Source organism: Roseovarius sp. JB2-10 (assembly GCF_055693585.1).
In genome coordinates, this window is sequence record NZ_CM146337.1 from 3,725,809 (window position 1) to 3,749,194 (window position 23,386).

Here is a 23,386-nt window from a genome sequence, read left to right on the forward strand (position 1 = left end):
ATGCCGGCGGCCTAACCTGCCGGCATGTCACGACTACCTTCCACTTTTAAAAACTGGTTTAAAAATCGTGGTTGGTCAGTCCATCCGCACCAATTGGAAATGTTGGATCGCGCGCATGAGCCAGCGCTTTTGCTCATCGCGCCAACGGGCGGCGGTAAAACCCTCGCCGGATTTTTGCCCACGCTGGTGGACCTTGCCTCACAAGATCATGAAGGGTTGCACACCCTTTACATCTCTCCCCTCAAAGCGCTCGCCGCGGATATAAAACGCAATCTGCGAACACCTGTTGAGGAAATGTCTTTGCCGGTTCGGATCGAAGATCGAACCGGTGACACGCCCGCCAGCCGCAAGAAACGTCAGCGGGCCGACCCACCGCATATTTTGCTGACAACACCGGAAAGCTTAGCATTATTAACGTCTTACGAGGATGCACCACGCATGTTTCGCGGGCTAAAACGCGTGGTTGTTGATGAAATCCACGCCTTGGCAGACTCCAAGCGCGGCGACCAGTTGATGCTGGCGCTCAGCCGGTTAAACGCAATCTGCCCAAACCTGTGCCGCGTCGGTTTGTCCGCCACAGTAGAGGATCCAAACGCCATAGCCGCGTATTTGGCCCGGCATCCGGACCCGTGCGACATCCTGATGGCGGATCCGGGGCCCGAGCCGGATATTTCCATGTTGCACACCCCGGATCCGCCCCCTGGTCCGGGGGCGGCGCAGCCTATGCAATCCCGGCCGTGATGGAACAAATCCATCAGCACAACACCACATTGATTTTTCACAACACACGCGCCCAGGCCGAAATTTTCTTTCATAATCTCTGGCTTGAAAATGCCGACGGACTGCCCATCGGGATCCACCACGGAAGCCTCGATCGCAAACAGCGTGAGCGGGTTGAAGCCGCCATGCAGCGGGGCGAATTGCGGGCAATCGTATGTACGGGAAGTCTCGATCTGGGCATTGACTGGGGGGATGTTGACCTGGTCATTCAGGTAGGTGCACCCAAAAACGTCAAACGCCTGGTGCAACGGATCGGGCGGGCAAATCACCGCTACAACGCGCCGTCAAAGGCGCTGCTTGTCCCGGCAAACCGTTTCGAAGTCGTCGAATGCCACGCCGCACTTGCCGCTGTTAAGGAACATGATCTGGACGGTGACCCCCGCGGCCCTGGCCCCCGCGACGTGCTGTGCCAACACATTCTGATCCGGGCCTGCGCCGGGCCGTTTGACGCGGATGAGCTTTTTGCCGAAGTGATCACAGCCGGCGCTTATGCCGGATTGACCCGCGCTGCCTTTGATGAGTGCCTGACATTTTGTGCAACCGGCGGATATGCTTTGCGCGCGTATGATCAATGGCAGCGGTTGTTGCAACGCCCAGATGGGTGTTGGCAATTGCGCGATCCCCGTGCAGATCGGCTGATCCGCATGAATATCGGCACCATTCAGGACAGCGACAAGCTTAAGGTGCGCATGAAACGCGCCCGAGGAGGCAAACCTCTGGGCGAGGTTGAAGAGGGTTTTGCCGCATCTTTGACCGCAGGCGACACCTTCCTGATCGGCGGTCAAATCGTGCGCTATGAAGGTCTCCGCGAGATGACAGTTGAGGTCAGCCGCGACAAGGGACGAAAACCAAAGGTGGCGGTGTTTTCGGGCACGAAATTTGCAACCTCAACCCAGTTGAGCCACCGGATTTTGCGCCTGTTCGCACAGGATGACTGGCCCCAATTGCCGGATCACACGCGCAGCTGGTTGCACTTGCAGCGCGAGATGTCGCAATTGCCCGAAGCCGGGCGTCTCTTGATAGAGAGTTTTCCGCATGATGGCCGCGAACATGTGGCAATCTACGGGTTTGCCGGTCGAAACGCACAACAAACCCTGGGCCTTATCCTGTCCAAACGCATGGAAGAATTGCGCCTGGACCCGCTCGGGTTTGTCTCGACCGACTACGCAACCCTGATTTGGGGTTTGGAGCCTTTGACGGATGCGACATCCTTGCTGACACGTGATGCATTGCGGGCCGGATTGGACAGCTGGTTGACCGGAAACGCCGTGATGAAACGCACCTTTCGAGCCTCAGCCACCATCGCCGGGTTGATCACGCGCAACAGCCCGCAGGCGCGCAAATCGGGGCGTCAGGCGACGTTTTCCTCCGATATTCTCTACGATACGCTGGTCAAATACGACCCCGAGCATCTACTGCTGGACATCACCCGCGAAGAGGCCATGCGCGGGTTGATTGACTTTGGCCGGATCGAAGAGTTGGTCTCCCGGGTCGAAGGGCGCATCGATCTGCGCCGCCTGCCCCGTGTCACGCCTCTGGCCGCGCCACTCTTTCTGGAGGCCGGGCGCACCCCCGTGGACGGTGCGGCACAGGAGCGGCTGTTGCAGGAAGAAACGGAACGTTTGATGGCCGCCGCCGGACTGACAAACTGACACTTGCCAAATCATCGCCAACCCGCGAAAAGAACGTAACATGAACGGATGTGATTTCACTTTTGGCGGCGCTGAGATAACGGCGTTAGGGTCAGGCGCGCTGTATTGGGCCGCGCAGAACCTGCTCTGCGTCTCTGATCTTCACTTGGGTAAATCCGAACGGCGCGCCCGCTTGGGGCACGCGACGCTGCCACCCTATGAAACGCAAGATACCCTGACCCGCCTGGAGGCCGACCTGCGCGCAACAGGTGCAGATACCGTGATCTGCCTGGGCGACAGTTTTGATGACCGGGCTGCCGCAGAGGCCCTCTCTGACAGTGACAAACTATGGATCATGTCCCTTCAGGCAGGCCGGAACTGGATATGGATCGAAGGCAATCATGATCCAGGGCCTGTTGACCTGGGCGGCGCACATGTGGTGGAAAAATCACTTGAGCGCCTCAACTTTCGCCACATAGCATCGAGCGAAGGAAAGTACGAGATATCAGGGCATTATCACCCAAAGGTGACGCTACACGCAAAGGGTCGTGCCATCACCCGGCCGGCCTTTCTGGTCGATCAAAATCGCCTGATCATGCCCGCGTTTGGCACTTATACCGGTGGATTACGCAGCAGTGACGATGTGCTGCAAACCTTGATGGGCGACGACGCCATCGCCATCATGACGGGCCCAACACCTCGGCCCGTACCCTTGCCCCGACCCGGTCGCTAGATCAATCCGGCCTCTTCCAGATTGACGCGGTATTTCCGGCTGGCAGGCAGCTTTTGTCCATTCAACAAGACGACAAAAACTTTATGTGCGTTTTCGCGCTCAATCCGCTCAATCGCACTATGCGCCACCCAATGAGACCGATGCACGCAGTACCCATGTACCGGTTCCATCTCATCAATCGCATCGGTCAAACGCATTCTGAGCGTATCCACGCCCCTGGTTGTCACCACATCCACAAAATGATCCTTGGCCGTCAAACACAGGATATCGCCACGCACCTCCTTCGACAGACGCCGCAACAACCGCGGACGCTGCAACGTTTTTGGCATGCCTGGCACCTCAGGTTCGGGCAAAAAATCATATCCTTTGACTTCGAAGCCCGGCGCAATCCGGCGACCCAGAATGATGACCGCCGTGCACAGCATAACATAGCCCATTATCGCCGGTAGGGACGGCACATCGGTCACCGGTACGCCACGCAGAACGCGGGTAAAGACCCACACCATGGGGCCAAAAACAACCGACATGACCAAGATCATTGCGCCGTCGAAGAGCACGGGGCGTGCCGTACCGACAATGGCCAGCAAAACGGCGCGCAAGATATATCCGATGACAACCGCGGCACTGACCACGATAAGCCAATACAACATCCGGATTGGCGCTTCCATCGTCGCATGAGTGCCAAATGGCCCGGCGACGCCCGCAACGATAACGGACGTAGACCACGCGAAAATTGTCATTGGAGAGAAAAATGTCCGAAACGTCTCGGAAAAACTAATCTTGATCCTTGTTTTCAAAGACATACCACCAAATTGTTCCACCCTTATAACGTGTAATACCACGTATTTTTCTTGTTAACCAACTATTCACACAAACGCCCACTGCCGATATCCTGCATCAAGGCGTCCTGCCAAAAAATGGGAAACACCAGCCAAATGTCCCCCTGCAATTCCGACCGCATTCAGCAGAGTTTTTCCGCCCAGTCTTTGATGCAAACTCTTGGGGCTACTCTGGGCACAGTTAGTGCCGGTCACGTCGAAATCCATGCGCCAATTTTGCCCGGCAGCCGTCAGCAACACGGATTTGCCCATGCGGGCCTCACGTTTTCCATCGGTGACAGCGCGGCAGGCTATGCCGCCTTGTCCACCATGCCGGATGATCACGAGGTTCTGACCACCGAGATGAAAATCAACCTGTTGGCGCCCGCCCGGGGCGATCATCTCATAGCGCGTGGTAAGGTCATCAAATCGGGTCGCCGCTTGGTGATCGTGCAGGCCGATGTCTATGCGGTAGAAGACGCCAAAGAGACCCATATCGCCCTGCTCACCGGCACAATGATCCCCGTCAGCACCACATAAAAAAGGCCCCGGACAGTTCCGGAGCCTCTCGAACTTTCACGGCAACGCCTCTTTGGTTCAGGCCGTCAGCCCCTCGGGCTCCGCCAGACCATTGGCACGGCAACAGGCCGTGACCGTGTTCGCCAAAAGACAGGCGATGGTCATCGGGCCAACACCACCGGGCACAGGTGTGATTGCACCTGCAACTTCCTTGGCACTGGCAAAATCAACGTCACCCACCAATACGTTTTTGCCGTCGCGCTCGATCCGGTTGATGCCCACATCGATCACGGTTGCGCCGGGCTTGATCCAATCCCCGGGTACCATTTCCGGACGGCCCACAGCGGCCACCACGATGTCGGCACGTCGAACGACATCCGGCAAGTCTTTGGTTCGGCTATGTGCAATCGTAACGGTGCAGCTGTCGCCCAGCAAAAGCTGCGCCATAGGTTTGCCCACGATGTTCGAGCGTCCGATCACAACGGCATCCAACCCGCTGAGCGACCCGTGATGGTCACGCAGCATCATCAGGCTGCCAAGCGGCGTGCAGGGCACCATGGATTTCTGACCCGTGCCCAGCAAACCCACGTTGGAAATGTGGAACCCGTCGACATCCTTTTCCGGGCTGATCGAATTGATCACCAGATCCTCGTTCAAATGTTTGGGAAGCGGCAATTGCACCAGGATGCCATGCACCGCCGGATCGTTGTTCAGCTGATCCACAAGGGCCAGCAAATCCGCCTCCGACGTGTCCGCATCCAGTTTATGCTCGAACGAATTCATGCCCACTTCGACGGTCTGCTTGCCCTTTGAGCGAACGTAGACCTGGCTGGCCGGGTCTTCGCCCACCAGCACCACCGCCAGACCGGGCGTGATGCCGTTTTCTTCCTTCAGACGGGTCACATGGCCCGCTACCTTTTCACGTACTGTTGCGGCAAAGGCTTTACCATCAATAAGTTGCGCCGACATTCGATCTTCCTCTTCAAATCATACCGTTGCGGGATGGCGGGTGGGGTGATGGGCCCAAAGGCCCGAGCGTCACCCCGCCAGCTCCCTTAGAACAAGCCTTCGATCTGGCCACCATCATTGAGATGGATGTTTTCCGCCGCAGGTGTCCGTGGCAGTCCAGGCATGGTCATGATCTCACCGCAGACCACCACGACAAACCCGGCGCCCGCGCTCAGGCGCACCTCACGCACCGGCACGGAATGGCCCGTCGGGGCGCCGCGCAGGTTTGGATCTGTCGAGAAGCTATACTGCGTCTTGGCCATACAAACCGGCAGGTCGCCATATCCCTGATCTTCCCACAGCTTCAACTGATCACGGATTTTCTTGTCAGCCAGAACTTCATCCGCGCGGTAGATGCGCTTGGCCACAGTTTCGATCTTTTCGAACAGTGACATTTTGTCAGGGTAAATGGGGGAAAACTGCGACTTGCCGCTATCGGCAATCTCGGCCACGCGTTTTGCCAGATCCGCGGAGCCTTCGCTGCCCAATTCCCAGTGGCGCGAGACAATCGCTTCCGATCCCTGAGCTTCGGCGTAATCGCGAACCGCCTGCACTTCGGCATCGGTGTCGGTGACAAAATGGTTGACCGCAACCACGACCGGCACGCCAAAACCTTTGAGGTTTTCGATGTGACGACCGAGGTTGGAGCAGCCGTTTTTGACCGCATCCACATTCTCTTCGCCCAGATCGGCCTTGGCCACGCCGCCGTTCATCTTCATTGCGCGCACCGTCGCCACCAGCACCACACAATCCGGCGCCAGACCTGCCTTGCGGCACTTGATGTTCATGAATTTCTCAGCGCCAAGGTCAGCACCAAATCCGGCTTCCGTTACCACGTAGTCGGCGATCTTCAGCGCCGTTGTCGTTGCAGTAACCGAGTTACAGCCATGCGCGATATTGGCAAACGGGCCGCCATGCACAAAGGCCGGGTTGTTTTCCAGCGTCTGTACCAGATTGGGCTGCATCGCGTCCTTGAGCAGAACAGTCATCGCCCCTTCCGCCTTGATATCGCGACAGAAAACCGGGCTGCGGTCACGGCGGTACGCGACGATCATATCACCCAAACGTTTTTCCAGATCCTTTAAGTCTTTGGCCAGACAAAGGATCGCCATGACCTCCGACGCCACGGTGATGTCAAAGCCCCCTTCGCGCGGGAAGCCATTGGCCACGCCACCAAGCGATACGTTGATCTGACGCAGCGCGCGGTCGTTCATGTCCACAACCCGGCGCCACTGCACCCGGCGCACGTCGATTTCAAGCTCATTGCCCCAGTAGATGTGGTTGTCGATCATAGCAGACAGCAGCGAATGTGCCGACGTAATGGCATGGAAGTCGCCGGTGAAATGAAGGTTCATGTCCTCCATCGGAACAACCTGCGCATATCCGCCCCCGGCGGCCCCGCCCTTCATACCGAAGTTTGGCCCAAGCGATGCCTCGCGGATACAGATCATTGCTTTTTTGCCGATGCGGTTCAGGCCATCCCCCAGACCCACGGTCGTGGTTGTTTTGCCCTCACCCGCCGGCGTCGGATTGATCGCCGTTACAAGGATCAGTTTGCCGGTTTTATTCTTCTGAACCGAGTTGATGTAATCCTGGCTCACCTTTGCTTTGTCATGGCCGTAGGGCAGCAGATGCTCGGTGGGGATCCCCAGCTTGTCGCCAACCTCCTGGATCGGTTTCTTTTGTGCTTCGCGCGCAATCTCGATGTCAGATTTGTAGCTCATTTTGGATCCTTGTTTGGGCAGCCGAGGCCTATGTATCGCGGTAAAGTTCTCTGCGGGTGTACCGAGTCTTCCACGGTATACCGAACGCAAATCCGACACATCCAACGCTTGTTGCGTCGATGCGCCGCAGAATTGTTTCGCATAGGAAACACAATGAGCCAGAAATTACAGGCAAAACGCGGTAGAGGGAAGCGTTACTCCGCCGCTTTCAAGCTGCTCTGAAACATCGCCCAAACCCGTTGATCCGGGATGTGCAGACGCAGCGTGTCACCCACCCGCAACGGGCCTTCGCGTTCGACCCATGCGGTAACACCGCGGCGACCCTTGGCTGCCGGTTTGAATGCCTTGCCGTGCCCGGGGCGGTCTTTTTCAATCTCTTTGGCCGGATAGATACACGGGCGGTTTTGCATATCGATCACCAGCGCGGTGCCGTCCGCGTTCTGCAAGCGCGACGAGGGTGGCACGTGGCTGAAATCCGGGATGCCCTCGATCACGATGGACGCCCCCAACCATTCAGGCTCCAAGTGTTCAACGCCAATCTCACGCGCAATCGCGTCCATTTCTTCGGCGGACACGATGGAGAATTGGCGCACGTTGCGGATCTCGGTTCCTTCCGGGTACTGATCCTTGACCCGCACACAGGATGGGCGCGTCAGCCCCGCATGCACTTCCCCGTCGACACCCGCATACGAGGCCTCAACCTGTTCAAGCGGGACCGAACGAATGCCCTCTCCCCCTTTCTCCACCCGACCTAACCAGGTGATTTTGGCGGTATATTCAGTTGGCAACAGGGCGGGCATGGGGCAACCTCCAAAAATGGTCTGATAGGCGCACTGTTCACCCAAGCCCCTTCACGGTCAAATGAAAAACCGTACGCGACGTATCACCGGGCCTGATGGATCAGACCGTCAGGGTAAAGAACATCCGGCGGAACGGGAACAAGACCGAGCGATCCTGACGCACCGGATAGGCCGCATGCATGACCTCTTCGTAGCGTGCGATCATGTCAGCTTTTTCTTCTGCATTCAGCGCCTCAAGGATGGGCCGCGCATAGGTGCTTTCCGTAAACCGGCGCACGGGATGGCTTTCCGCCTCCGCGCCAAGGCGTTGAAAATACTCGGTTTCCCAAAGCCTGAATTGTCCCAATGGAGAGAGCAATTCTTCGTACTTCACCGGCGCCATCACGCCCGGCGTGCCCATTTTCTCAAACCGATCCGGGTACAGTTCTTCTGCAAGGCTCAACCAGACACGATGCGAAGGGGATTTGTTCTGATGCGGCATCTGAACGGCAAGCGTGCCGCCTTTGCCCAACATCCGCGCCAGACGCGGCAAGACCTGCTCATGATTGCCCACCCAATGAAGCGCCGCGTTCGAAAAGATCAAGCCGGGTGCCGTACGGGGGTGCCAATCGCGAATATCTGCCTGTTGAAGCGTGGTATATCCCTTGGACTGGCGCGCCTTGGTCAGCATCGCGGGTGAGGCATCGACCCCCACCACCTGCCGCCCGGCCGCCCGGGCCGAGAGCGCTTCGCCCAAGGCACCATTGCCGCACCCCAGATCAACCACATCGCCAGCGCCCATGCGACCAACCGCATTCAACAGGTCCAGCCCCGGACGCAGCCGCAAATCATGAAACCGGGCATAGGCGCCCGGGTTCCAATCCGTGTTTCGGGTCATCCCACTCACGTTGAGGGCTCTGGCTCCAGCCCGCCGTCACCGCCACGCCGTGTCTTGGGCTTGGTTTTGGGAATGGCTGTTACCGACGGCGCTGTGCCATCATCCGGCGTGTCGCCATCATCATCCGCTTCAGGCGGATCGCCATTGATCACGCGTTGGATTTGCTCGCCAGTCAGCGTTTCATACTCCAAAAGCCCCTTGGCAAGACGTTCCCATTCATCCTTCTTTTCGGTCAGGATTTTATAGGCCCGGTCATAGGCTTCGTCGATCAGGCGTTTCACCTCATCCTCGATCAGCTCTTTCGTTGCCGCCGAGATCGAGAAGCCGCCCGCCGCATTGCCCATATACCCTTCATGGGCCTGCTCGTAATCAACATTGCCAACCTTGTCGGACATGCCCCACCGCAGCACCATCGCACGCGCCAGGCCACTGGCCTGCTGGATGTCACCCGCCGGACCGTTTGATACATCATCGGGCCCGTATTTCAGGATTTCAGCGGCCTTCCCGGCCATGGTCATGGCCAGCTTTTCCTCACATTCGGATTTGTGCCAGTTCAACCGGTCGATTTCAGGCAGGCTGACAACCATTCCCAACGCACCACCGCGCGGAATGATAGTGGCCTTGTAGACCGGGTCGCATTTGGGCAGCGAGAGACCTACCACCGCATGGCCCGCCTCGTGATACGCGGTCTTTTCCTTTTGATCGTCGGTAAGGACCATGGAGCGCCGTTCAGCCCCCATCATCACCTTGTCCTTGGCATTCTCAAAGTCATCCATGGTCACAAAACGACGTCCCACACGGGCCGCGGTCAGCGCCGCTTCGTTGACAAGGTTGGCCAGATCCGCACCGGAGAAACCGGGCGAGCCGCGCGCGATGATCCGCAGATCAACGTCAGGGCCCAGAGGCGTCTTGCGTGCGTGCACGGCCAGAATTTTCTCGCGGCCCTTGATGTCGGGGTTCGGCACTGTGACCTGACGGTCAAAACGACCCGGACGCAACAGAGCGGGATCCAGAACATCCTTCCGGTTTGTCGCGGCGATGATGATCACGCCTTCATTGGCTTCAAAGCCGTCCATTTCCACCAGAAGCTGGTTCAACGTCTGCTCACGCTCGTCATTCCCGCCGCCATAGCCGGCACCCCGGTGGCGACCAACCGCATCGATTTCGTCGATGAACACAATGCACGGCGCGTTTTTCTTGGCCTGTTCGAACATGTCGCGGACACGGCTGGCACCAACACCCACAAACATCTCAACGAAATCCGAGCCGGAGATGGTAAAGAACGGCACGCCTGCCTCACCGGCAATGGCGCGGGCGAGCAGTGTTTTACCGGTACCCGGAGGGCCAACCAAAAGAGCACCTTTGGGGATTTGACCGCCCAGTCGGCTGAATTTTTGCGGATGGCGCAGGAATTCGACGATCTCCTGCAGCTCTTCTTTGGCCTCATCAATACCGGCCACATCATCAAAGGTCACACGGCCCTGCTTCTCGGTCAGCATCTTGGCCTTAGACTTGCCAAAGCCCATCGCGCCGCCTTTGCCGCCGCCCTGCATGCGGTTCATGAAGTAGATCCACACCCCGATCAGAAGGGCAAAGGGCAAGAGTGACAGCAAGAAGGTCTGGAAGCCCGACTGCTCCTGGCTTTCGGCCGCAACAGGCACGCCTTTTTCGATCAAAAGGGACGTGATTTCAGCATCTTCCGGCTTGACGGTGATGTATTCCTTGCCATCGGTGCCGCGGAACCGAACGTTCTCGCCGTCCAGGGTGACCTGGCTGACATTTCCGCCCTCAAGGGCCGCGACGAAATCGGAATATTTCATCGACTTGCTCTGCAGCGTATTGCCCGATCCGCTGAACAAATTGAACAGCGCCAAGATCAGCAAAAACAGCACAAGCCAGAAGGCGACATTTCTCGCGTTACCCAAGGAAACTCTCCTTTGAATTAGATTAGGTCCGGACCTAGCACATGACCCTTCTCTCTTAAATAGAGATCATCACTGTTTCTTCAACGACATTCTATGCAAACTCATTGCGATAATAATGAGGCGAAGTAATCTTCTTCGTCCCGCAAAAGGTCCAACTGCCAGCCATTTGGCATCATTGCCAACGGGGCCGCGACCAATGTGTCGCCCTGCCAAACCGCTGGACCGGCAAGTTGCGACACCTCTGGCAGGCCCGCATCGCGCCAGTCAGCGCACTGATCAAGGCCGGAATGGCCCAACGCGCCGATCGTCAGATCTTCGGCTGAAACGATACCTGTGAGTTTCCACCGAGCGTCCCAGATCTCACCCACGGGAACGCGCAGGTTGGCCACAGCATTGTGTTCCCGTGTGATCCGCAGATTGTGTTTTTCGACGACAACCTGACAGCCCTGCAGGGTCATGCCATTGCCGCCGCGAACGGATTCCATCAGCAGCTCCATGGCCCGGCCCCTTGGCGCGTATTCGGCATTGCTGACCCACTTCAGCGCCGATTGCATCAGACGGCGCGAGACCTCGCGCTGCAGGGTGCGAAACTCTTTGCGGCCGATAAGCAGGTCACCCGCTTCGAAGGTCACCATCTCGCGCGCCGCCAGAAAAACATACCAGTAGAGCGTCTTGCGCACTTCCGACATGTGATGGGCCACCGATGTCAGAGAGCTTGCGGAAATGCCCAGTGTTTCCAGCGCTGCCAGTACCTGCCGGGCGCGCACCCGTTCGTATCTGAGATCATCGTTGGTGGGGTCTTCCACCCATTCCACATTCAATGACCGCAAAACATCCCGCAACTCCTCGCGGGTGATCCGCAACGCCGGGCGGTAAAAAGTGACGGCGCCGTGACGTCGGGCATCGGACATGGCCGACAATCCATCGACCCCTGCTTCACGGGCAAGACGCATCAAAAAGGTTTCGGCCTGATCATCCGCGGTATGGCCCAAGGCGATACAGGTTACCTGCCGTTCTTCGGCCCAATTGGCCATCAGATCGTATCGCGCGCGCCGCGCCTGATCCGGTAGATTTCCGCGGCCGTCCCAGCCTTCCCACACCAGGCAATCATGGCTGACGCCCAACCGTTTCGCATGCATCCCGACCTGACGTGCTTCATGGCTGGATTCCTCGCGCAGACCATGATCGACAGTGACCGCGTGCAATGTGGGCCCGCCATGGCGCGCCCAATCCTGCAGCAAATACATCAAGGCTAGCGAATCGCTACCGCCGGAAACGGCCACGCCCAATCGGGATGGCGGATTAGGTAAGAATTGACCGGCGATGCGGTCCCTCAACAAGTCCCTTTGGTTGGCGTTCACTGACAGCCCAACTGGGCCATCTTGGATTGTGCCTGCGCAACCGCTGCATCTTGCGGAAATCGCACACCAACCTCGCCCAGAGTGACACATGCCTGATCGTTCTGACCAAGCTGACCCAAAATTGCGCCAACACGGTACAATGCTTCGGGCGCAACAGGACCGCCCTCATTCGTACTGAAAAGATCTAAATACACGCGCCCAGCCTGTTTCAAATCTCCGGCGTTTTCAAGGGCCTCACCGTGCAACAATGCCGCACGCGCACTCAGGGGACTACCCGGGTAACTTTGCTGAAAGGCTGCAAATTTCTCAGCCGCCTCGGCATGGTTGCCTGCGGTCATCGCCGCTTCGGCGGCCTCAAAGTCCGCTTTCTCTCCCACGGCGAGTTCAGGCCCCTCTTCCACCGGCTCTGCACCTGTGGTGCTGACGGCATCGGTTCCGGCATTGGTTGCCGGTGCAACACCACCCAATGTGCTACCAGTCTCGAGAGTTGAAATGTCGCAGCCCGTCTCCAACTCACACAAGCGGAATTCCAGATCACCCACCCGGTTGGTGCCATCCGTCACGACACGGTCGATGCGAAACTCCAGCTGTTCCGTCTTGGACGTCAAACGCTGCAATTCGCTTTCGATGGCCCCCAAACGGTCCAACGCCGAGCCGCCCACGGTCACTTCACCACTGGCGCCCGTGGTGCTCAATTCGCGTTTGAGACGCTGGAGTTCAACGTAAAGGATAGAAAGCTCCTGGCGTATGTCCGCCAGGGTCTCATCATTCTGCGCCCACACTTTCACCGGGGAAAGAACGGCCACAACGGCCACTACTGCTATAAATAGGCGCATGATCGTCTCCGCTCTTAGCTAAGGGGGTCACCGAAACGACGGTAACCGCGCGGCGGTTCTTGGCATAGCAGGCTTCTTCACTGCAGATTTCCAAGGGTCGTTCCTTACCAAAACTCACGACTTTCAGCCGGTTTGACGCGACACCCCGGCTCACCAGGTATTCCTGAACCGAGTTGGCACGCCGCGCGCCAAGCGCCACGTTGTATTCGCGTGTGCCCTGCTCATCCGCGTGACCTTCGATCACAGCGCTGAACTCGGGATTTGCCGACAGCCAATCTGCCTGACCGTTCAGGGTCAACTGAGCTTCGGGCGAGAGATTGGACTGGTCCACCAGGAACAGCACCCTGTCCCCGACGGTTTGCTGGAAATAGAGCGGCGATTTGGGATCCTGCGCACTGCCTTCCGCATAGGCCCCGGCACCCGCGCCGCCCGTTCCGTCACCGGCGCCTGCTCCGCCGAAGCGATCCGCATTGGCACAGGCCGACAAAGCGAGGCCTGCACATAGTAAAACTGTCTTGTTCAGAAAGGTCATTTGTTTGCCCTACTCGATTGTTTGTTTCATTGCCCTTCGTTCTTTTATCACAGCCTGCGTCCCATGAAAACGCGCTCACCCTCGCTATTTCTGCAGGGGTGACCACGCCGGATCGCTGGCGCCTGTATCCGTGTTGACCGGTTTCAGGTTGCGCCCGCTGATATCTACCGAATAAAGGCTCGCACGACCGCTGGCCCCTTGGGTTTCGCGGGTGAACATGATCACACGGCCATTGGGTGCCCAGGTCGGCCCTTCATCCAGAAACGACGCGGTCAGCAAACGTTCTTCGCTGCCATCTAGCCGCATCACCCCGATATGGAACCGGCCCTTGCTTTGCTTGGTAAAGGCCACCAGATCGCCGCGCGGCGACCAGACAGGTGTACCATAGCGCCCCTGACCAAAACTGATACGCCGCGCCTCGCCGCCGCTGGCGGGCATCACATAAAGCTGGGGGGAGCCGGACCGATCGCTTTCAAACACGATCTGAGAGCCATCGGGGCTAAAACTCGGGGCCGTTTCAATCGACGGTGCGTTGGTCAGCCGGGAACTTGCGCCCGAACTGACATTCATTTTGTAGAGGTCTGTGTTGCCGCCCTCAGACAGGGAATAGACAACTGTCTGACCATCCGGACCAAAGCGGGGTGCAAAACTCATCGTGCCCGCCTGACTTTCCAGAACGCGTCGGCCCACATTGGCGATGTCCAGAACATAAATCCGCGGCTCGCCGGTTTCGTAGCTGGTGTAAAGGATCCGGTCACCCGTGGGCGAAAACCGTGGTGCCAGTACGATCGACGCACTATCGGTCAGGTATTTCACGTTTGCCCCGTCGTAATCCATGATCGCCAGACGCTTGGCGCGATTGTCCTTGGGCCCGCTTTCGGCCACGAAAACAACGCGACTGTCAAAATACCCGCCTTCACCGGTGATCCGGCTATAAACCTGATCGGCCACCTTATGCGCCATCCGCCGCCAGCCCTCTTGCGTGCCCACGAGCTGCAAACCTTGTCCCAGCTCCTGACCGGCAAAGACATCGTACACCCGAAACCGCACGGTCAGTTTGCCCGCGCTGTCCACGCTGACCGCCCCGGTGATCAGGGCCTGTGCATTGATCGCTTTCCAATCCGGAAACTGAACCGGGCTGGAAAAGCTGGTAATCTGGCTGATATAGGCCCCGCTCGGCAATTCCCGGAATAATCCGGTTCCGCTCAGATCTGCGGCGATGACCCGCGCGATGTTGCGGCCAAATTCGGCCCCTGCGCCATTGTCGGCAATGAAATCGGGTACCGCGTAGGGCAAAGGCTCAATCACGCCCTCATCGATCTCAATCCGCAAAGGACCCGTTTCTTGTGCCGCAGCGGGTACCGCAAACAGGGTCAGGGCCATCAGGAGGGTCAGAAACTGTTTCATCATTTGATCCTCATTTTCTCCGGATTGAAGGTCATCTCTATATCGCGCCAGTGGTCGAATTTGTCGCGGGGAAGATCGAAACCTTTTGCCCCGCAGCGCAAAACCGCGCGTCTGGCCGCCTCATAAGCTTTTTTGACCGCGGCACCTGATCCACCAGATGCGCTCAACTGACTGACGGATACCGGTTTGCCATCCTCGGCCATCCTGACCGCAAGAACAACCGTGACGCCAAGCGCATCTGTACTCAGGCTGCCGACATTCCAGCATTGCTGCACCGCCACGCGCAGCGCATCTTTCTCGCCGCGTGTCAGAGGCGGACCACTGGGTGCCGCCGTGCCGGTTTCACCGCCGCCAAGCGCTTCGGCCAATGCGTCATTCACCGCGTTGCTGTCGGTTTGTGTCTCGGCCTCGGGCGGTTCCTGTTGTGCTGCCTGTGTCTCGGATTCCGGCTCAGGTGTCGGGCGCGTTGGTCGTGTTTTCGGCCGCAAGGACGAGGTGACGGCGGTCTGTGCCGGTTCTTCGGCTTCAGTGACAATCTCGCTGGTCGCAGCCTCAGGCGCGGTGGCGTCCGTTTCCTCGCGCGGCGTTTCTGCCGCCTCATCCGGCACGGTTTCCGGCTGAACAATATCATCCACCCGCGTGTCTGGCTCGGGCTGGGCCACCGGTTCGGGTGCCACCCTGTCAACGTCCTGGGGCTGAGCCTCATCGGCAACCTCAGGCACCAGCACGGCCACGTCTTCTGAGGGCGGTGTCAGTTCCGGGGCCTCATCACTCACCTCGGCCTCGGCCGGCGGTGTAAGCTCGGGCGTGTCAGGGCTTTCATCCGGTGTCGAGGTCTCCGCCGCGTCAGGTTGCGAAATCTCGGGCTGCACATCCGTGGCGATCCCCACATCCGGCGCCGTTTCTTCATCCGGGGCCTCGGGCGTTGTGACATCCACCGCCGTTTCCGGCGCCGTGTCAGGCGCAACCAGCGCGGCGTATTCCTCACCCGAAATGGCCGTCACCTCCGTTACCTCAAAGGGCAGCGGTTCGGATTTGAACACACCGCCCAGCAAGGCCCAGCCGATCAGGAGCAAATGCCCCGCCCCGGATATGATCTGACCGCTGTTCATGCGCGTTGCCGTCAGCCGCCCTGATCGTCCAGCGTCGGACCGCCGGTATCCGTGACCAGCCCGATATCATTGAACCCGCCGCGATTAAGCGCTCCCATCACCTGAACCACATCGGCATAGGGCACCGCCCCATCCGCACGCAAATAGACCCGTGTGCTGTCACGCTCGGCGGCAATCGCCTGCAACTTGACCACCAATTCATCGCGCACCACTTCGGTCGTTTGGATCATGACGACACCATCTGCCGTGACGGTCACTGTCAGGGGCTCTTCCTGCTCACCCGGCAAGGCCGCAGCGGCAGTTTTTGGCAACTCAACCGGCACACCCACGGTCATCAAGGGTGCGGCCACCATGAAAATAATCAACAGGACCAGCATCACATCCACAAACGGTGTGACGTTGATTTCGGCCATCGGGCGTGACCGGCCCCGGCCCCGCCGCCTGCGCGTGCCTCCGTCCGACTTCTGGACCACTCCACCACCCATGGGTCAGCTGTCCAACTGACGGCTGAGGATGGTGGCAAATTCATCCGCAAAGGCCTCATAGCCCGCAACGATGCGGTCGCTATCGGCACTCAGTTTGTTGTAGAAAATCACCGCCGGGATCGCCGCCAGAAGGCCCAGACCCGTGGCCAGAAGCGCCTCGGCAATGCCGGGTGCGACAACGGCCAGATTGGTGCTTTGCTGCTCGGCGATCTCGATAAAAGCGTTCATGATGCCCCAGACCGTCCCAAACAACCCAACGAACGGCGCTGTCGAGCCAACGGTCGCCAACACCTGCAACCCGTGCTGCAGACCCTCGCTTTCCTTGGCAATCGCCACATCCATGCTGCGGTCGATCCGGGCCGTTGCGCCAGCAATCAGCCCGCCATCATTTCGGTGGCTGCGCCGCCATTCCATCATGCCGGCGGCAAAGATTTTTTCGGACTGACCGGCCGGTTCAGCGCCGATTTCGTCAAACAGCTGGTCCAGCGGTTCACCCGACCAGAAGCGGCGGTCAAACACATCCGCTTCGCGCCGCGCCTTGCGATAGGTAATCCATTTCTGAATGATGATCGACCACGCCCAGAAGGACGCCACGATCAGCATCAACATCACGACTTTTACGATAAAGGTTGCACGCGCGAACAGCGCCCACATAGAGAAATCAATCTCCTGTGCCAGTGCCAGGGTTTCTGCTTCCATTTGCCTGCTCTTTTTTACGACCCGGTTGTTCCGGGCTTATTGAGGAGCAGATTATCCGATTTTAAAGGGGAAAGCCAATCACATCGCATGATTGGCAACAAATAGGTTGGGTTTAATGCAGCATCAGGCGGATATTCGCCGGAAGTCGCGCAGGTTGGCCCGCGTCATTGATGCAAACGATGGTGACAATTGCGGAAAAGAGCAGGTCCTTCCCGCGGGTGACTTTCTGCTCCATCACCAATCGCGCACCAGTCACGACCTGCGGGGTCGTTTCCACCTCGAGCACATCGTCAAACCGAGCCGGGGCCAGATACTCCGCCTCAACCCGGCGTACGGCGAACACCACGCCGTCCGTGTCGCGCATGGCATTCTGGTCAATGCCGATGTCGCGGACCCAGTCACTGCGGGCGCGTTCAATGAATTTGAGGTAATTCGCGTAATAGACGATCCCGCTCATATCGGTGTCTTCATAATAAACGCGGATCGGAAATTTGTGGCTCATGACGCGACCCTACGACCTGCCCCTGCCCCACGCAAGCGCGCTCAATGAGACAGCGCGCCGCCCTTTTGCATACGGGCAAACAAACGCAATGCGTGGCTTTTGTCCTGCGCCACGGCAGGCAGAATGGGATCGTAACCGGCGCGGATCAGATCAGCAATTTCCGGCCGCAGGATGACACTTTCCCCTTCTGGTATGACCGCCAGAGGCGACCGATCCGTGAACGCCGTATCCGACCACAGCAGGATCGTTTGCACCACCTGGCTTAGCGCCAATGTGTCCGCAGGCACCGCACTCAAATGCGTATCCATCCGCAGGAACACGAAACTGGCGCGGATGGCACCTGCCTCATCAAACCGGAAAATCCTGTATTGATTGGCCTCCGCTGATTTCAGTTTCTCCACAAGCGGCCCCAGATCCGGGATCAGCCGATCCAGATCAGGCACCTGTGGCAACTCATCCCACTCCCGAAAAAAGAAGACCATTAGGTTGGCGCCAAGCTCAGGATCAGTCTCGGCCATTGAGTGGCCCGCCAATTGCACAACCGCCTCAATGGCGCCTTTGACAACCGACAGTGTCGCGTCGTCCACGCCAAAAACGATCGGTACAATCGGACGGCCCCACCGGGCAAAAAGAAAGGAGCCATCCTTTCGGGTAAACAGCGCTTCTACATCATCGGCGGTCATAACCTGCGGGCCCTTTTGCATCTTTGCGCCTGCTCATACCAAACCGGCAACGCGGGTCAACGCCTGCAGCAACGCCGCCGCACGTCACTTGCCAAAGAGGTCCGTTTGACTGCGCCCGTCCGGTACGGCAAGCCCCAGGTGCTGCCATCCGCGCTGTGCCAGCATCCGACCACGCGGTGTGCGCTGGATCAGGCCTTGTTGCAGCAAGAAGGGTTCAATCACCTCTTCCAACGCATCGCGGGATTCCGACAGGGCCGCGCTGATCGTCTCAATCCCCACGGGTCCGCCCTGATAGGCCTCGGCAATCAGGCTCAGGTATCGCCGATCCGCCCCGTCACATCCCAGTTGATCAACCCCCAACCGGGTCAACGCATGATCGGCAAGGTCACGGGTCACGCGCCCATCGCCCTCGATCAGCGCAAAATCCACCACCCGGCGCAACAACCGCCCGGCAATCCGCGGCGTGCCACGCGCCCGGCGGGCAATCTCGCGCGCACCTTCGGCATCTGCGGGCGCGCCAAGCCGATTGGCATTACGGCTTACGATCTCGAACAGTTCGTCCACATCGTAAAACTGCAACCGCACCGGAATGCCAAACCGATCCCGGAGCGGCGTGGTCAACAGGCCCAACCGTGTGGTCGCCCCCACCAGTGTAAAGGGCTGCAATTCGATCCGCACGGTGCGCGCGGCAGGGCCCTCGCCAATCACCAGATCAAGTTCAAAATCTTCCAGCGCAGGATAAAGCACCTCTTCGACCGCCGGATTGAGACGGTGAATTTCATCAATGAAGAGCACGTCGTTGCGTTCCAGATTGGTCAGGATCGCCGCCAGATCCCCCGCCTTGGCCAGGACTGGCCCGGAGGTCATGCGAAACCCGACGCCCAGCTCCTTGGAGAGGATTTGCGCCAGCGTCGTCTTGCCAAGGCCCGGCGGACCGTGGAAGAGCGTATGGTCCATCGCCTCGCCACGTTGCCGTGCGGATTGGATAAACACCTTGAGGTTGGCACGCGCCTCGGCCTGTCCGATGAATTCATCCAAGACCTGTGGGCGCAATGACCGGTCCTGATCCTCCGGCATCGGCTCCGGGCGCAAGGTGGGGTCAGGCTCAGACATCGCTTACCCCTTTGGTGCCAGTAGTTTGAGGGCCGCCCGAATGAGCGCCGCGGTATCTGCCTCAGGCGTGTCACCCGCGGCTTGCGCGACGGCGCCCGCGGCCTCGCCCGGTGCGTAGCCCAGATTGCCAAGCGCCGAGAGCGCCTCGGCCTGCGCTCCGGACCCGGCGGGCGGGGCGGCAGGGACAGGCGCCTCTATCACGGCGTCCTCGCCCGTATCCATCACTGGCGCAGGCGTTGATCCCATGGCCATCACCTGCGGCGCCTTGTCTTTCAGCTCGTTGACCACGCGTTGCGCCGTCTTTGGGCCGATACCCTTGGCCGCCTTGACCGAATTCCAATCGCCAAGTGCAATGGCGCGGCCCACACCATCCGGCCCCAATGTGCCCAGAATGGCCATTGACGCTTTGGCGCCGACCCCCTGCACCGACATCAACAGGCGGTGCCATTCCTTTTCAACCAGTGAGGTGAAGCCAAACAGTTGCAGGTTATCGTCGCGCACCAGCAGATCCGTATAAAGCGCCACATGTTCGCCGGTTGCTGGCAGGGCCTGCAACGTCCGGTCGCTGCAATACACGAGATATCCCACACCGCGCACGTCGATCAGCACGTGATCACTGGCCCGGTAGTCAATCCTGCCCGCGATACGCCCGATCATGCGCGCAGTCTTTCGGTCATCACCGACGCGCTGCGGGCATGGTGGGCGTGGCAAATCGCAATTGCCAACGCGTCAGCGGCGTCCGGGCCCGCGGGATCACAGCCCGGCAATTGCACCTTTACCATATGCAGGATTTGCGCCTTGTCAGCATGCCCCACACCTACAACCGTTTTTTTGACCGAATTTGGCGCGTATTCCCCCACGTTCAGGCCAAATTGCGCCGGCACCAGCATGGCGATGCCGCGTGCCTGACCAAGCTTAAGCGTGCCCGCCCCATCCTTGTTCACAAAGGTCTGCTCCACCGCGGCCGTCTCGGGCGCGTAGGACGCAAAGACAGCCGTGAGTTGCTGATGTAAGGACAAAAGACGGGCCGCCAGGTCATCGCCACGGGATTTGCACACACCGTTGGCCACATGGCTCAACCGGCTTCCCTCCACATCAATCACGCCCCAGCCAAGGTTGCGCAACCCGGGATCAATGCCCAATACCCGCATGAATTTTGCCCTGCTCTTCCACGTTTTTCCAAGCACTAGCACGAAACGGGAACAAACACCAAGCAGAATGCAGGCCATCCCGCAGACGAAGACACTATGGAAGTATTTTAAATTCAAACAAAACAACGAACTATGGCGAAATCTAGCCATGCAAAAACTGCATAGGGACTATGCAGTTTTCTATGGTTGTCGCGCACGGCGGGCAGAACTACCTGAGCCTCAATCGTAATACAGTAATGCGCCGCGATTTAACCGGCGCTCAAGGAGTTAACCAATGGCCGTTATCGACACAACCCGCAGCCACGCCGCATCCGGCTTTGCATCCAACACTGTCGCAAAAATCATTGCGACGCTGAACACATGGTTTGAAACTCGCGCAACACGCAAGGCGCTGTCACAGCTGTCTGACCGTGAGCTGGAAGACATCGGTCTGAGCCGTGGTGATATCGCCCGGATCGGCCTTTAAGGCTCGAACTTTCGCCTGCCCCTGAAAACGGGGCGGCACTGATGTCGCGACACCCCGCGCGACAAACAGTAAAAAGCCCTGCGCAGAAGCGATGCGCAGGGCTTTTTCTATACTCAGGAACTGGCGTTACTTTTGGAGGGTGTTACTATTCGGATCACTCTCAGTGCCCGGGCGCTCTGTCCTCTGATGTGGATGAGCACTCCGGGAGGTATTGAGCGTTAATTCAAAAACGGACGGAGCTGTTGGGCAATGCCCATGGTGATCGGATCGGCCTGCATGGCAAATGCGCCAGCCTGCTCCACCATTGTGCCTGCCTTCAGGGCGCCAACGCGCTCGTTGTAGGTGGCTTCACCAGTGTGCGCCATCACCATGCCTTTGAAGACGAAGAAACCAACAACCAGCATCACAACCGCGCGGAGCGGGATGCCACGTTGACGGCGGGTTGGCCGAAACACGATCAAGCCATCGCGGCTGACCGACCCTTTGTAGCCTTGGGCCAAACGGGTGTGTTTACGGTCCAGTTTTTTCAGTCGGGCTTCAAACCCTGCAAAAGATTCACTCATTGTATCACTCATGGCAGTTACCTGCGATCTTGGCCCCCACCTCGATCAAGAAAAAACTACGTTTGAATTGTGGCAAAAAAAGGGCACACGCCGCGAAATAGCTGATTTTTAACTTATTTTAGATCGTTTTTAACGAGTGTTGTCGTCGTCCATTCACCAATCGCCTCGCGTTCCACCAGACTGTTTCCAGCCTGTGTATAAATCGCGATCACTTCATCGGCCTGTTCATTTAAAATGCCAGACAGAATCACGTGCCCCCCGGGACGCAATTGGCCAGTAATATCCCCTGCGAGCGCAATCAGCGGCCCCTTGAGGATATTGGCAAAGATCAAATCATAGGGTGCTGATTCCGTCAGCGTCGGATGATCCAGCCCTGCGGCCTCGACACACTGCACCTGCCCCGCCAGGCCATTGGCCGTGACATTGGCCAATGCCACCTCCACGGCCACCTGATCGATGTCACTGGCCAGAATAGTGCCTGACCAGACACGTGCCGCGGCCATTGCCAGCACCGCCGTGCCGCAGCCGACATCGAGCACGCGCTCGCCCACGAACCCCTGTTCGATCAACCGATCGAGCGCGCGCAGACATCCAAGCGTCGTGCCGTGATGGCCGGTGCCAAAGGCCATGGCAGCTTCGATCAGCAGCGGCTCGCACCCTTCGGGCACCTTGTCGGCATCGTGGCTTCCATACACAAAAAAGCGGCCAGCCTCGACGGGCACCAATTCGCGACGCACCTTGGACACCCAATCCACCTCTGGCACTTCGGAAATGGCAAAAGGGCGCGCCTTATGCAGTGTGGCCAGCAGGGCAAGCCCGGCCTGATCGGGTGGATCATTGAAATACCCACCAACTTCCCAAAGGCCCGAGCCATCCTCCATCTCGAAAACGCCGACACCTGTGGGTTCAGGATCAAGCGTTTCCAACGCATCAGCCAACGCTTCGGCAGGGGCTTTTCCTGCAAGTGTGGTCAGGGCGGTGAAGGTGGGCATCACAGAAGGCTCCTGTTCGGGTCTGATCGATCCTCTAGACCGTCACCCGGCGGATTGCCAGCACGCGCAATGGCAAAGCCGCGCCGAAACGCCCACGGTTTGCGTTGAGTTTTAGAAAATCCGGCCAATACAGGCTATGATTGCGCCATTCATATTTTATCATTTGGAGATTTTACCATGACCATTACCCTTGATATTCAGCAACCTCAGCCCTTCGATCTGGTCGATTCCAAAATCCTGATCGCCGGGAATGCAGCAGCCTTCGAAGGCACGCTCACGGTCAGCGTGTCCGAGGGCCACGACCAGGTTGATTCCTTCATAACGGTCGGATCCCTTGGGCTGCGGCAATTTCAGGGATCGGTTGATATCCCGGACACAAACAGCTTCAAACTGAACCGGCTTTTTCTGACACTTGCAGACAATACCGGCAATGAAAACGGGCCCTCCGTGGTGATCCCGGTCCTGTTTGGTCCAAAAATTCTGCCGGGGTACAGGGGCTGGCAACCTTACGCGGTTCAAGCCGGCGACACGCTGACCAGCATTGCAGAACAAGCCTATGGCAGCGGCGCCTTTCGCCCGATCTTTGAAGCCAACCAGCACATTATTTCCGACCCCAATGTCATATTTGCCGGTCAGGTCCTGCGGATCCCGCGCAACGATATCTGAGCA

24 protein-coding genes and 1 pseudogene are annotated in these 23,386 nt (G+C 58.5%); 5 read left to right on the forward strand and 20 right to left on the reverse strand.

From position 1 onward, the window contains the following. Positions 1–24: 24 nt before the first annotated feature. A pseudogene (locus tag ACZ1HJ_RS18475) lies at positions 25–2,432 on the forward strand (ligase-associated DNA damage response DEXH box helicase). A 40-nt stretch (positions 2,433–2,472) separates the two neighbouring features. Next, the gene (gene pdeM / locus ACZ1HJ_RS18480) at positions 2,473–3,144 is read left to right on the forward strand and encodes a ligase-associated DNA damage response endonuclease PdeM (protein WP_472720096.1); all 672 of its coding nucleotides are present in this window, start codon (positions 2,473–2,475) and stop codon (positions 3,142–3,144) included. On the opposite strand, the gene ACZ1HJ_RS18485 is transcribed toward pdeM, so the two are convergent. Next, positions 3,141–3,884: a LytTR family DNA-binding domain-containing protein gene (locus ACZ1HJ_RS18485; RefSeq protein WP_472720097.1), complete on the reverse strand. Its 744-nt coding sequence runs from the start codon at positions 3,882–3,884 to the stop codon at positions 3,141–3,143. The genes pdeM and ACZ1HJ_RS18485 overlap by 4 nt on opposite strands. A gap of 195 nt (positions 3,885–4,079) precedes the next feature. Here ACZ1HJ_RS18485 and ACZ1HJ_RS18490 point away from each other — a divergent pair, with 195 nt between their 5' ends. Continuing rightward, positions 4,080–4,502: a PaaI family thioesterase gene (locus ACZ1HJ_RS18490; protein WP_472722239.1), complete on the forward strand. Its 423-nt coding sequence runs from the start codon at positions 4,080–4,082 to the stop codon at positions 4,500–4,502. Between the two features lie 57 nt (positions 4,503–4,559). Here ACZ1HJ_RS18490 and folD read toward each other — a convergent pair whose 3' ends face one another. The 17 genes from folD to ruvC form a co-directional block, all read right to left on the reverse strand. After that, positions 4,560–5,450 (reverse strand): bifunctional methylenetetrahydrofolate dehydrogenase/methenyltetrahydrofolate cyclohydrolase FolD, encoded by an 891-nt coding sequence (gene folD / locus ACZ1HJ_RS18495; protein WP_472720098.1) that lies wholly within the window; start codon positions 5,448–5,450, stop codon positions 4,560–4,562. 86 nt (positions 5,451–5,536) lie between these two features. Beyond that, on the reverse strand, positions 5,537–7,213 hold the full coding sequence (locus ACZ1HJ_RS18500) for a formate--tetrahydrofolate ligase (RefSeq protein WP_472720099.1): 1,677 nt from the start codon (positions 7,211–7,213) through the stop codon (positions 5,537–5,539). A 194-nt stretch (positions 7,214–7,407) separates the two neighbouring features. Next, positions 7,408–8,013: an MOSC domain-containing protein gene (locus ACZ1HJ_RS18505; protein ID WP_472720100.1), complete on the reverse strand. Its 606-nt coding sequence runs from the start codon at positions 8,011–8,013 to the stop codon at positions 7,408–7,410. A 100-nt stretch (positions 8,014–8,113) separates the two neighbouring features. Continuing rightward, positions 8,114–8,890 (reverse strand): methyltransferase domain-containing protein, encoded by a 777-nt coding sequence (locus ACZ1HJ_RS18510; protein WP_472720101.1) that lies wholly within the window; start codon positions 8,888–8,890, stop codon positions 8,114–8,116. 5 nt (positions 8,891–8,895) lie between these two features. Continuing rightward, positions 8,896–10,815, reverse strand: a complete 1,920-nt coding sequence (gene ftsH, locus ACZ1HJ_RS18515; protein WP_472720102.1) for an ATP-dependent zinc metalloprotease FtsH — start codon at positions 10,813–10,815, stop codon at positions 8,896–8,898. A 101-nt stretch (positions 10,816–10,916) separates the two neighbouring features. Next, the gene (gene tilS, locus ACZ1HJ_RS18520; protein ID WP_472720103.1) at positions 10,917–12,152 is read right to left on the reverse strand and encodes a tRNA lysidine(34) synthetase TilS; all 1,236 of its coding nucleotides are present in this window, start codon (positions 12,150–12,152) and stop codon (positions 10,917–10,919) included. Between the two features lie 20 nt (positions 12,153–12,172). Beyond that, on the reverse strand, positions 12,173–13,012 hold the full coding sequence (ybgF, locus tag ACZ1HJ_RS18525) for a tol-pal system protein YbgF (protein WP_472720104.1): 840 nt from the start codon (positions 13,010–13,012) through the stop codon (positions 12,173–12,175). Further along, complete coding sequence (pal, locus tag ACZ1HJ_RS18530) at positions 12,942–13,544, reverse strand: peptidoglycan-associated lipoprotein Pal (protein WP_472720105.1); 603 nt, start codon at positions 13,542–13,544, stop codon at positions 12,942–12,944. Before pal ends, ybgF begins: the two co-directional genes overlap by 71 nt. An 84-nt stretch (positions 13,545–13,628) precedes the next feature. After that, positions 13,629–14,951 (reverse strand): Tol-Pal system beta propeller repeat protein TolB, encoded by a 1,323-nt coding sequence (gene tolB, locus ACZ1HJ_RS18535; protein WP_472722240.1) that lies wholly within the window; start codon positions 14,949–14,951, stop codon positions 13,629–13,631. Beyond that, positions 14,951–16,063 carry an energy transducer TonB gene (locus ACZ1HJ_RS18540; RefSeq protein WP_472720106.1) on the reverse strand — a complete coding sequence of 371 codons (1,113 nt, stop codon included), beginning with the start codon at positions 16,061–16,063 and terminating at the stop codon, positions 14,951–14,953. Before ACZ1HJ_RS18540 ends, tolB begins: the two co-directional genes overlap by 1 nt. An 11-nt stretch (positions 16,064–16,074) precedes the next feature. Further along, positions 16,075–16,548 carry a protein TolR gene (tolR, locus tag ACZ1HJ_RS18545; protein ID WP_472720107.1) on the reverse strand — a complete coding sequence of 158 codons (474 nt, stop codon included), beginning with the start codon at positions 16,546–16,548 and terminating at the stop codon, positions 16,075–16,077. 3 nt (positions 16,549–16,551) lie between these two features. Further along, positions 16,552–17,247: a protein TolQ gene (gene tolQ, locus ACZ1HJ_RS18550; protein WP_472720108.1), complete on the reverse strand. Its 696-nt coding sequence runs from the start codon at positions 17,245–17,247 to the stop codon at positions 16,552–16,554. A gap of 112 nt (positions 17,248–17,359) precedes the next feature. Further along, positions 17,360–17,749, reverse strand: coding sequence for a tol-pal system-associated acyl-CoA thioesterase (gene ybgC / locus ACZ1HJ_RS18555; protein WP_472720109.1), 390 nt, complete (start codon positions 17,747–17,749; stop codon positions 17,360–17,362). Positions 17,750–17,790: 41 nt separating this feature from the next. Then, positions 17,791–18,432 carry a hypothetical protein gene (locus ACZ1HJ_RS18560; protein ID WP_472722241.1) on the reverse strand — a complete coding sequence of 214 codons (642 nt, stop codon included), beginning with the start codon at positions 18,430–18,432 and terminating at the stop codon, positions 17,791–17,793. A gap of 84 nt (positions 18,433–18,516) precedes the next feature. Beyond that, positions 18,517–19,545 (reverse strand): Holliday junction branch migration DNA helicase RuvB, encoded by a 1,029-nt coding sequence (ruvB, locus tag ACZ1HJ_RS18565; protein ID WP_472720110.1) that lies wholly within the window; start codon positions 19,543–19,545, stop codon positions 18,517–18,519. A gap of 3 nt (positions 19,546–19,548) precedes the next feature. Continuing rightward, complete coding sequence (gene ruvA / locus ACZ1HJ_RS18570) at positions 19,549–20,202, reverse strand: Holliday junction branch migration protein RuvA (RefSeq protein WP_472720111.1); 654 nt, start codon at positions 20,200–20,202, stop codon at positions 19,549–19,551. Next, positions 20,199–20,696: a crossover junction endodeoxyribonuclease RuvC gene (gene ruvC, locus ACZ1HJ_RS18575; protein WP_472720112.1), complete on the reverse strand. Its 498-nt coding sequence runs from the start codon at positions 20,694–20,696 to the stop codon at positions 20,199–20,201. Before ruvC ends, ruvA begins: the two co-directional genes overlap by 4 nt. A gap of 274 nt (positions 20,697–20,970) precedes the next feature. On the opposite strand from ruvC, the gene ACZ1HJ_RS18580 reads away from it, so the two are divergent. Beyond that, positions 20,971–21,162, forward strand: coding sequence for a DUF1127 domain-containing protein (locus tag ACZ1HJ_RS18580; protein ID WP_472720113.1), 192 nt, complete (start codon positions 20,971–20,973; stop codon positions 21,160–21,162). A 218-nt stretch (positions 21,163–21,380) separates the two neighbouring features. On the opposite strand, the gene ACZ1HJ_RS18585 is transcribed toward ACZ1HJ_RS18580, so the two are convergent. Then, a complete protein-coding gene (locus tag ACZ1HJ_RS18585; protein ID WP_472720114.1) occupies positions 21,381–21,725 on the reverse strand; it encodes a hypothetical protein in 345 nt (114 codons plus the stop codon). Positions 21,726–21,838: 113 nt separating this feature from the next. Then, positions 21,839–22,717, reverse strand: a complete 879-nt coding sequence (locus ACZ1HJ_RS18590) for a 50S ribosomal protein L11 methyltransferase (protein WP_472720115.1) — start codon at positions 22,715–22,717, stop codon at positions 21,839–21,841. Between the two features lie 177 nt (positions 22,718–22,894). Between ACZ1HJ_RS18590 and ACZ1HJ_RS18595 the strand changes: the two genes are divergently transcribed. Then, on the forward strand, positions 22,895–23,383 hold the full coding sequence (locus tag ACZ1HJ_RS18595) for a LysM peptidoglycan-binding domain-containing protein (RefSeq protein WP_472720116.1): 489 nt from the start codon (positions 22,895–22,897) through the stop codon (positions 23,381–23,383). Positions 23,384–23,386: the final 3 nt, after the last annotated feature.

Excerpts from the sequence above, each read along its gene's own strand:
- tolB (WP_472722240.1), bottom strand. The coding sequence starts at position 14,951 with ATGAAACAGTTTCTGACCCTCCTGATGGCCCTGACCCTGTTTGCGGTA.
- ACZ1HJ_RS18485 (WP_472720097.1), bottom strand. The coding sequence starts at position 3,884 with ATGACAATTTTCGCGTGGTCTACGTCCGTTATCGTTGCGGGCGTCGCC.
- pal (WP_472720105.1), bottom strand. The coding sequence starts at position 13,544 with ATGACCTTTCTGAACAAGACAGTTTTACTATGTGCAGGCCTCGCTTTG.
- ybgC (WP_472720109.1), bottom strand. The coding sequence starts at position 17,749 with ATGAGCCACAAATTTCCGATCCGCGTTTATTATGAAGACACCGATATG.
- ruvB (WP_472720110.1), bottom strand. The coding sequence starts at position 19,545 with ATGTCTGAGCCTGACCCCACCTTGCGCCCGGAGCCGATGCCGGAGGAT.
- tolQ (WP_472720108.1), bottom strand. The coding sequence starts at position 17,247 with ATGGAAGCAGAAACCCTGGCACTGGCACAGGAGATTGATTTCTCTATG.
- ACZ1HJ_RS18595 (WP_472720116.1), top strand. The coding sequence starts at position 22,895 with ATGACCATTACCCTTGATATTCAGCAACCTCAGCCCTTCGATCTGGTC.
- ACZ1HJ_RS18590 (WP_472720115.1), bottom strand. The coding sequence starts at position 22,717 with ATGCCCACCTTCACCGCCCTGACCACACTTGCAGGAAAAGCCCCTGCC.
- ACZ1HJ_RS18490 (WP_472722239.1), top strand. The coding sequence starts at position 4,080 with ATGTCCCCCTGCAATTCCGACCGCATTCAGCAGAGTTTTTCCGCCCAG.
- ACZ1HJ_RS18580 (WP_472720113.1), top strand. The coding sequence starts at position 20,971 with ATGGCCGTTATCGACACAACCCGCAGCCACGCCGCATCCGGCTTTGCA.
- ACZ1HJ_RS18500 (WP_472720099.1), bottom strand. The coding sequence starts at position 7,213 with ATGAGCTACAAATCTGACATCGAGATTGCGCGCGAAGCACAAAAGAAA.
- ybgF (WP_472720104.1), bottom strand. The coding sequence starts at position 13,012 with ATGCGCCTATTTATAGCAGTAGTGGCCGTTGTGGCCGTTCTTTCCCCG.
- tolR (WP_472720107.1), bottom strand. The coding sequence starts at position 16,548 with ATGGGTGGTGGAGTGGTCCAGAAGTCGGACGGAGGCACGCGCAGGCGG.
- ACZ1HJ_RS18510 (WP_472720101.1), bottom strand. The coding sequence starts at position 8,890 with ATGACCCGAAACACGGATTGGAACCCGGGCGCCTATGCCCGGTTTCAT.
- ACZ1HJ_RS18560 (WP_472722241.1), bottom strand. The coding sequence starts at position 18,432 with ATGACCGCCGATGATGTAGAAGCGCTGTTTACCCGAAAGGATGGCTCC.
- ACZ1HJ_RS18540 (WP_472720106.1), bottom strand. The coding sequence starts at position 16,063 with ATGAACAGCGGTCAGATCATATCCGGGGCGGGGCATTTGCTCCTGATC.
- pdeM (WP_472720096.1), top strand. The coding sequence starts at position 2,473 with ATGAACGGATGTGATTTCACTTTTGGCGGCGCTGAGATAACGGCGTTA.
- ACZ1HJ_RS18585 (WP_472720114.1), bottom strand. The coding sequence starts at position 21,725 with ATGAGTGAATCTTTTGCAGGGTTTGAAGCCCGACTGAAAAAACTGGAC.
- ACZ1HJ_RS18505 (WP_472720100.1), bottom strand. The coding sequence starts at position 8,013 with ATGCCCGCCCTGTTGCCAACTGAATATACCGCCAAAATCACCTGGTTA.
- ruvC (WP_472720112.1), bottom strand. The coding sequence starts at position 20,696 with ATGCGGGTATTGGGCATTGATCCCGGGTTGCGCAACCTTGGCTGGGGC.
- ruvA (WP_472720111.1), bottom strand. The coding sequence starts at position 20,202 with ATGATCGGGCGTATCGCGGGCAGGATTGACTACCGGGCCAGTGATCAC.
- folD (WP_472720098.1), bottom strand. The coding sequence starts at position 5,450 with ATGTCGGCGCAACTTATTGATGGTAAAGCCTTTGCCGCAACAGTACGT.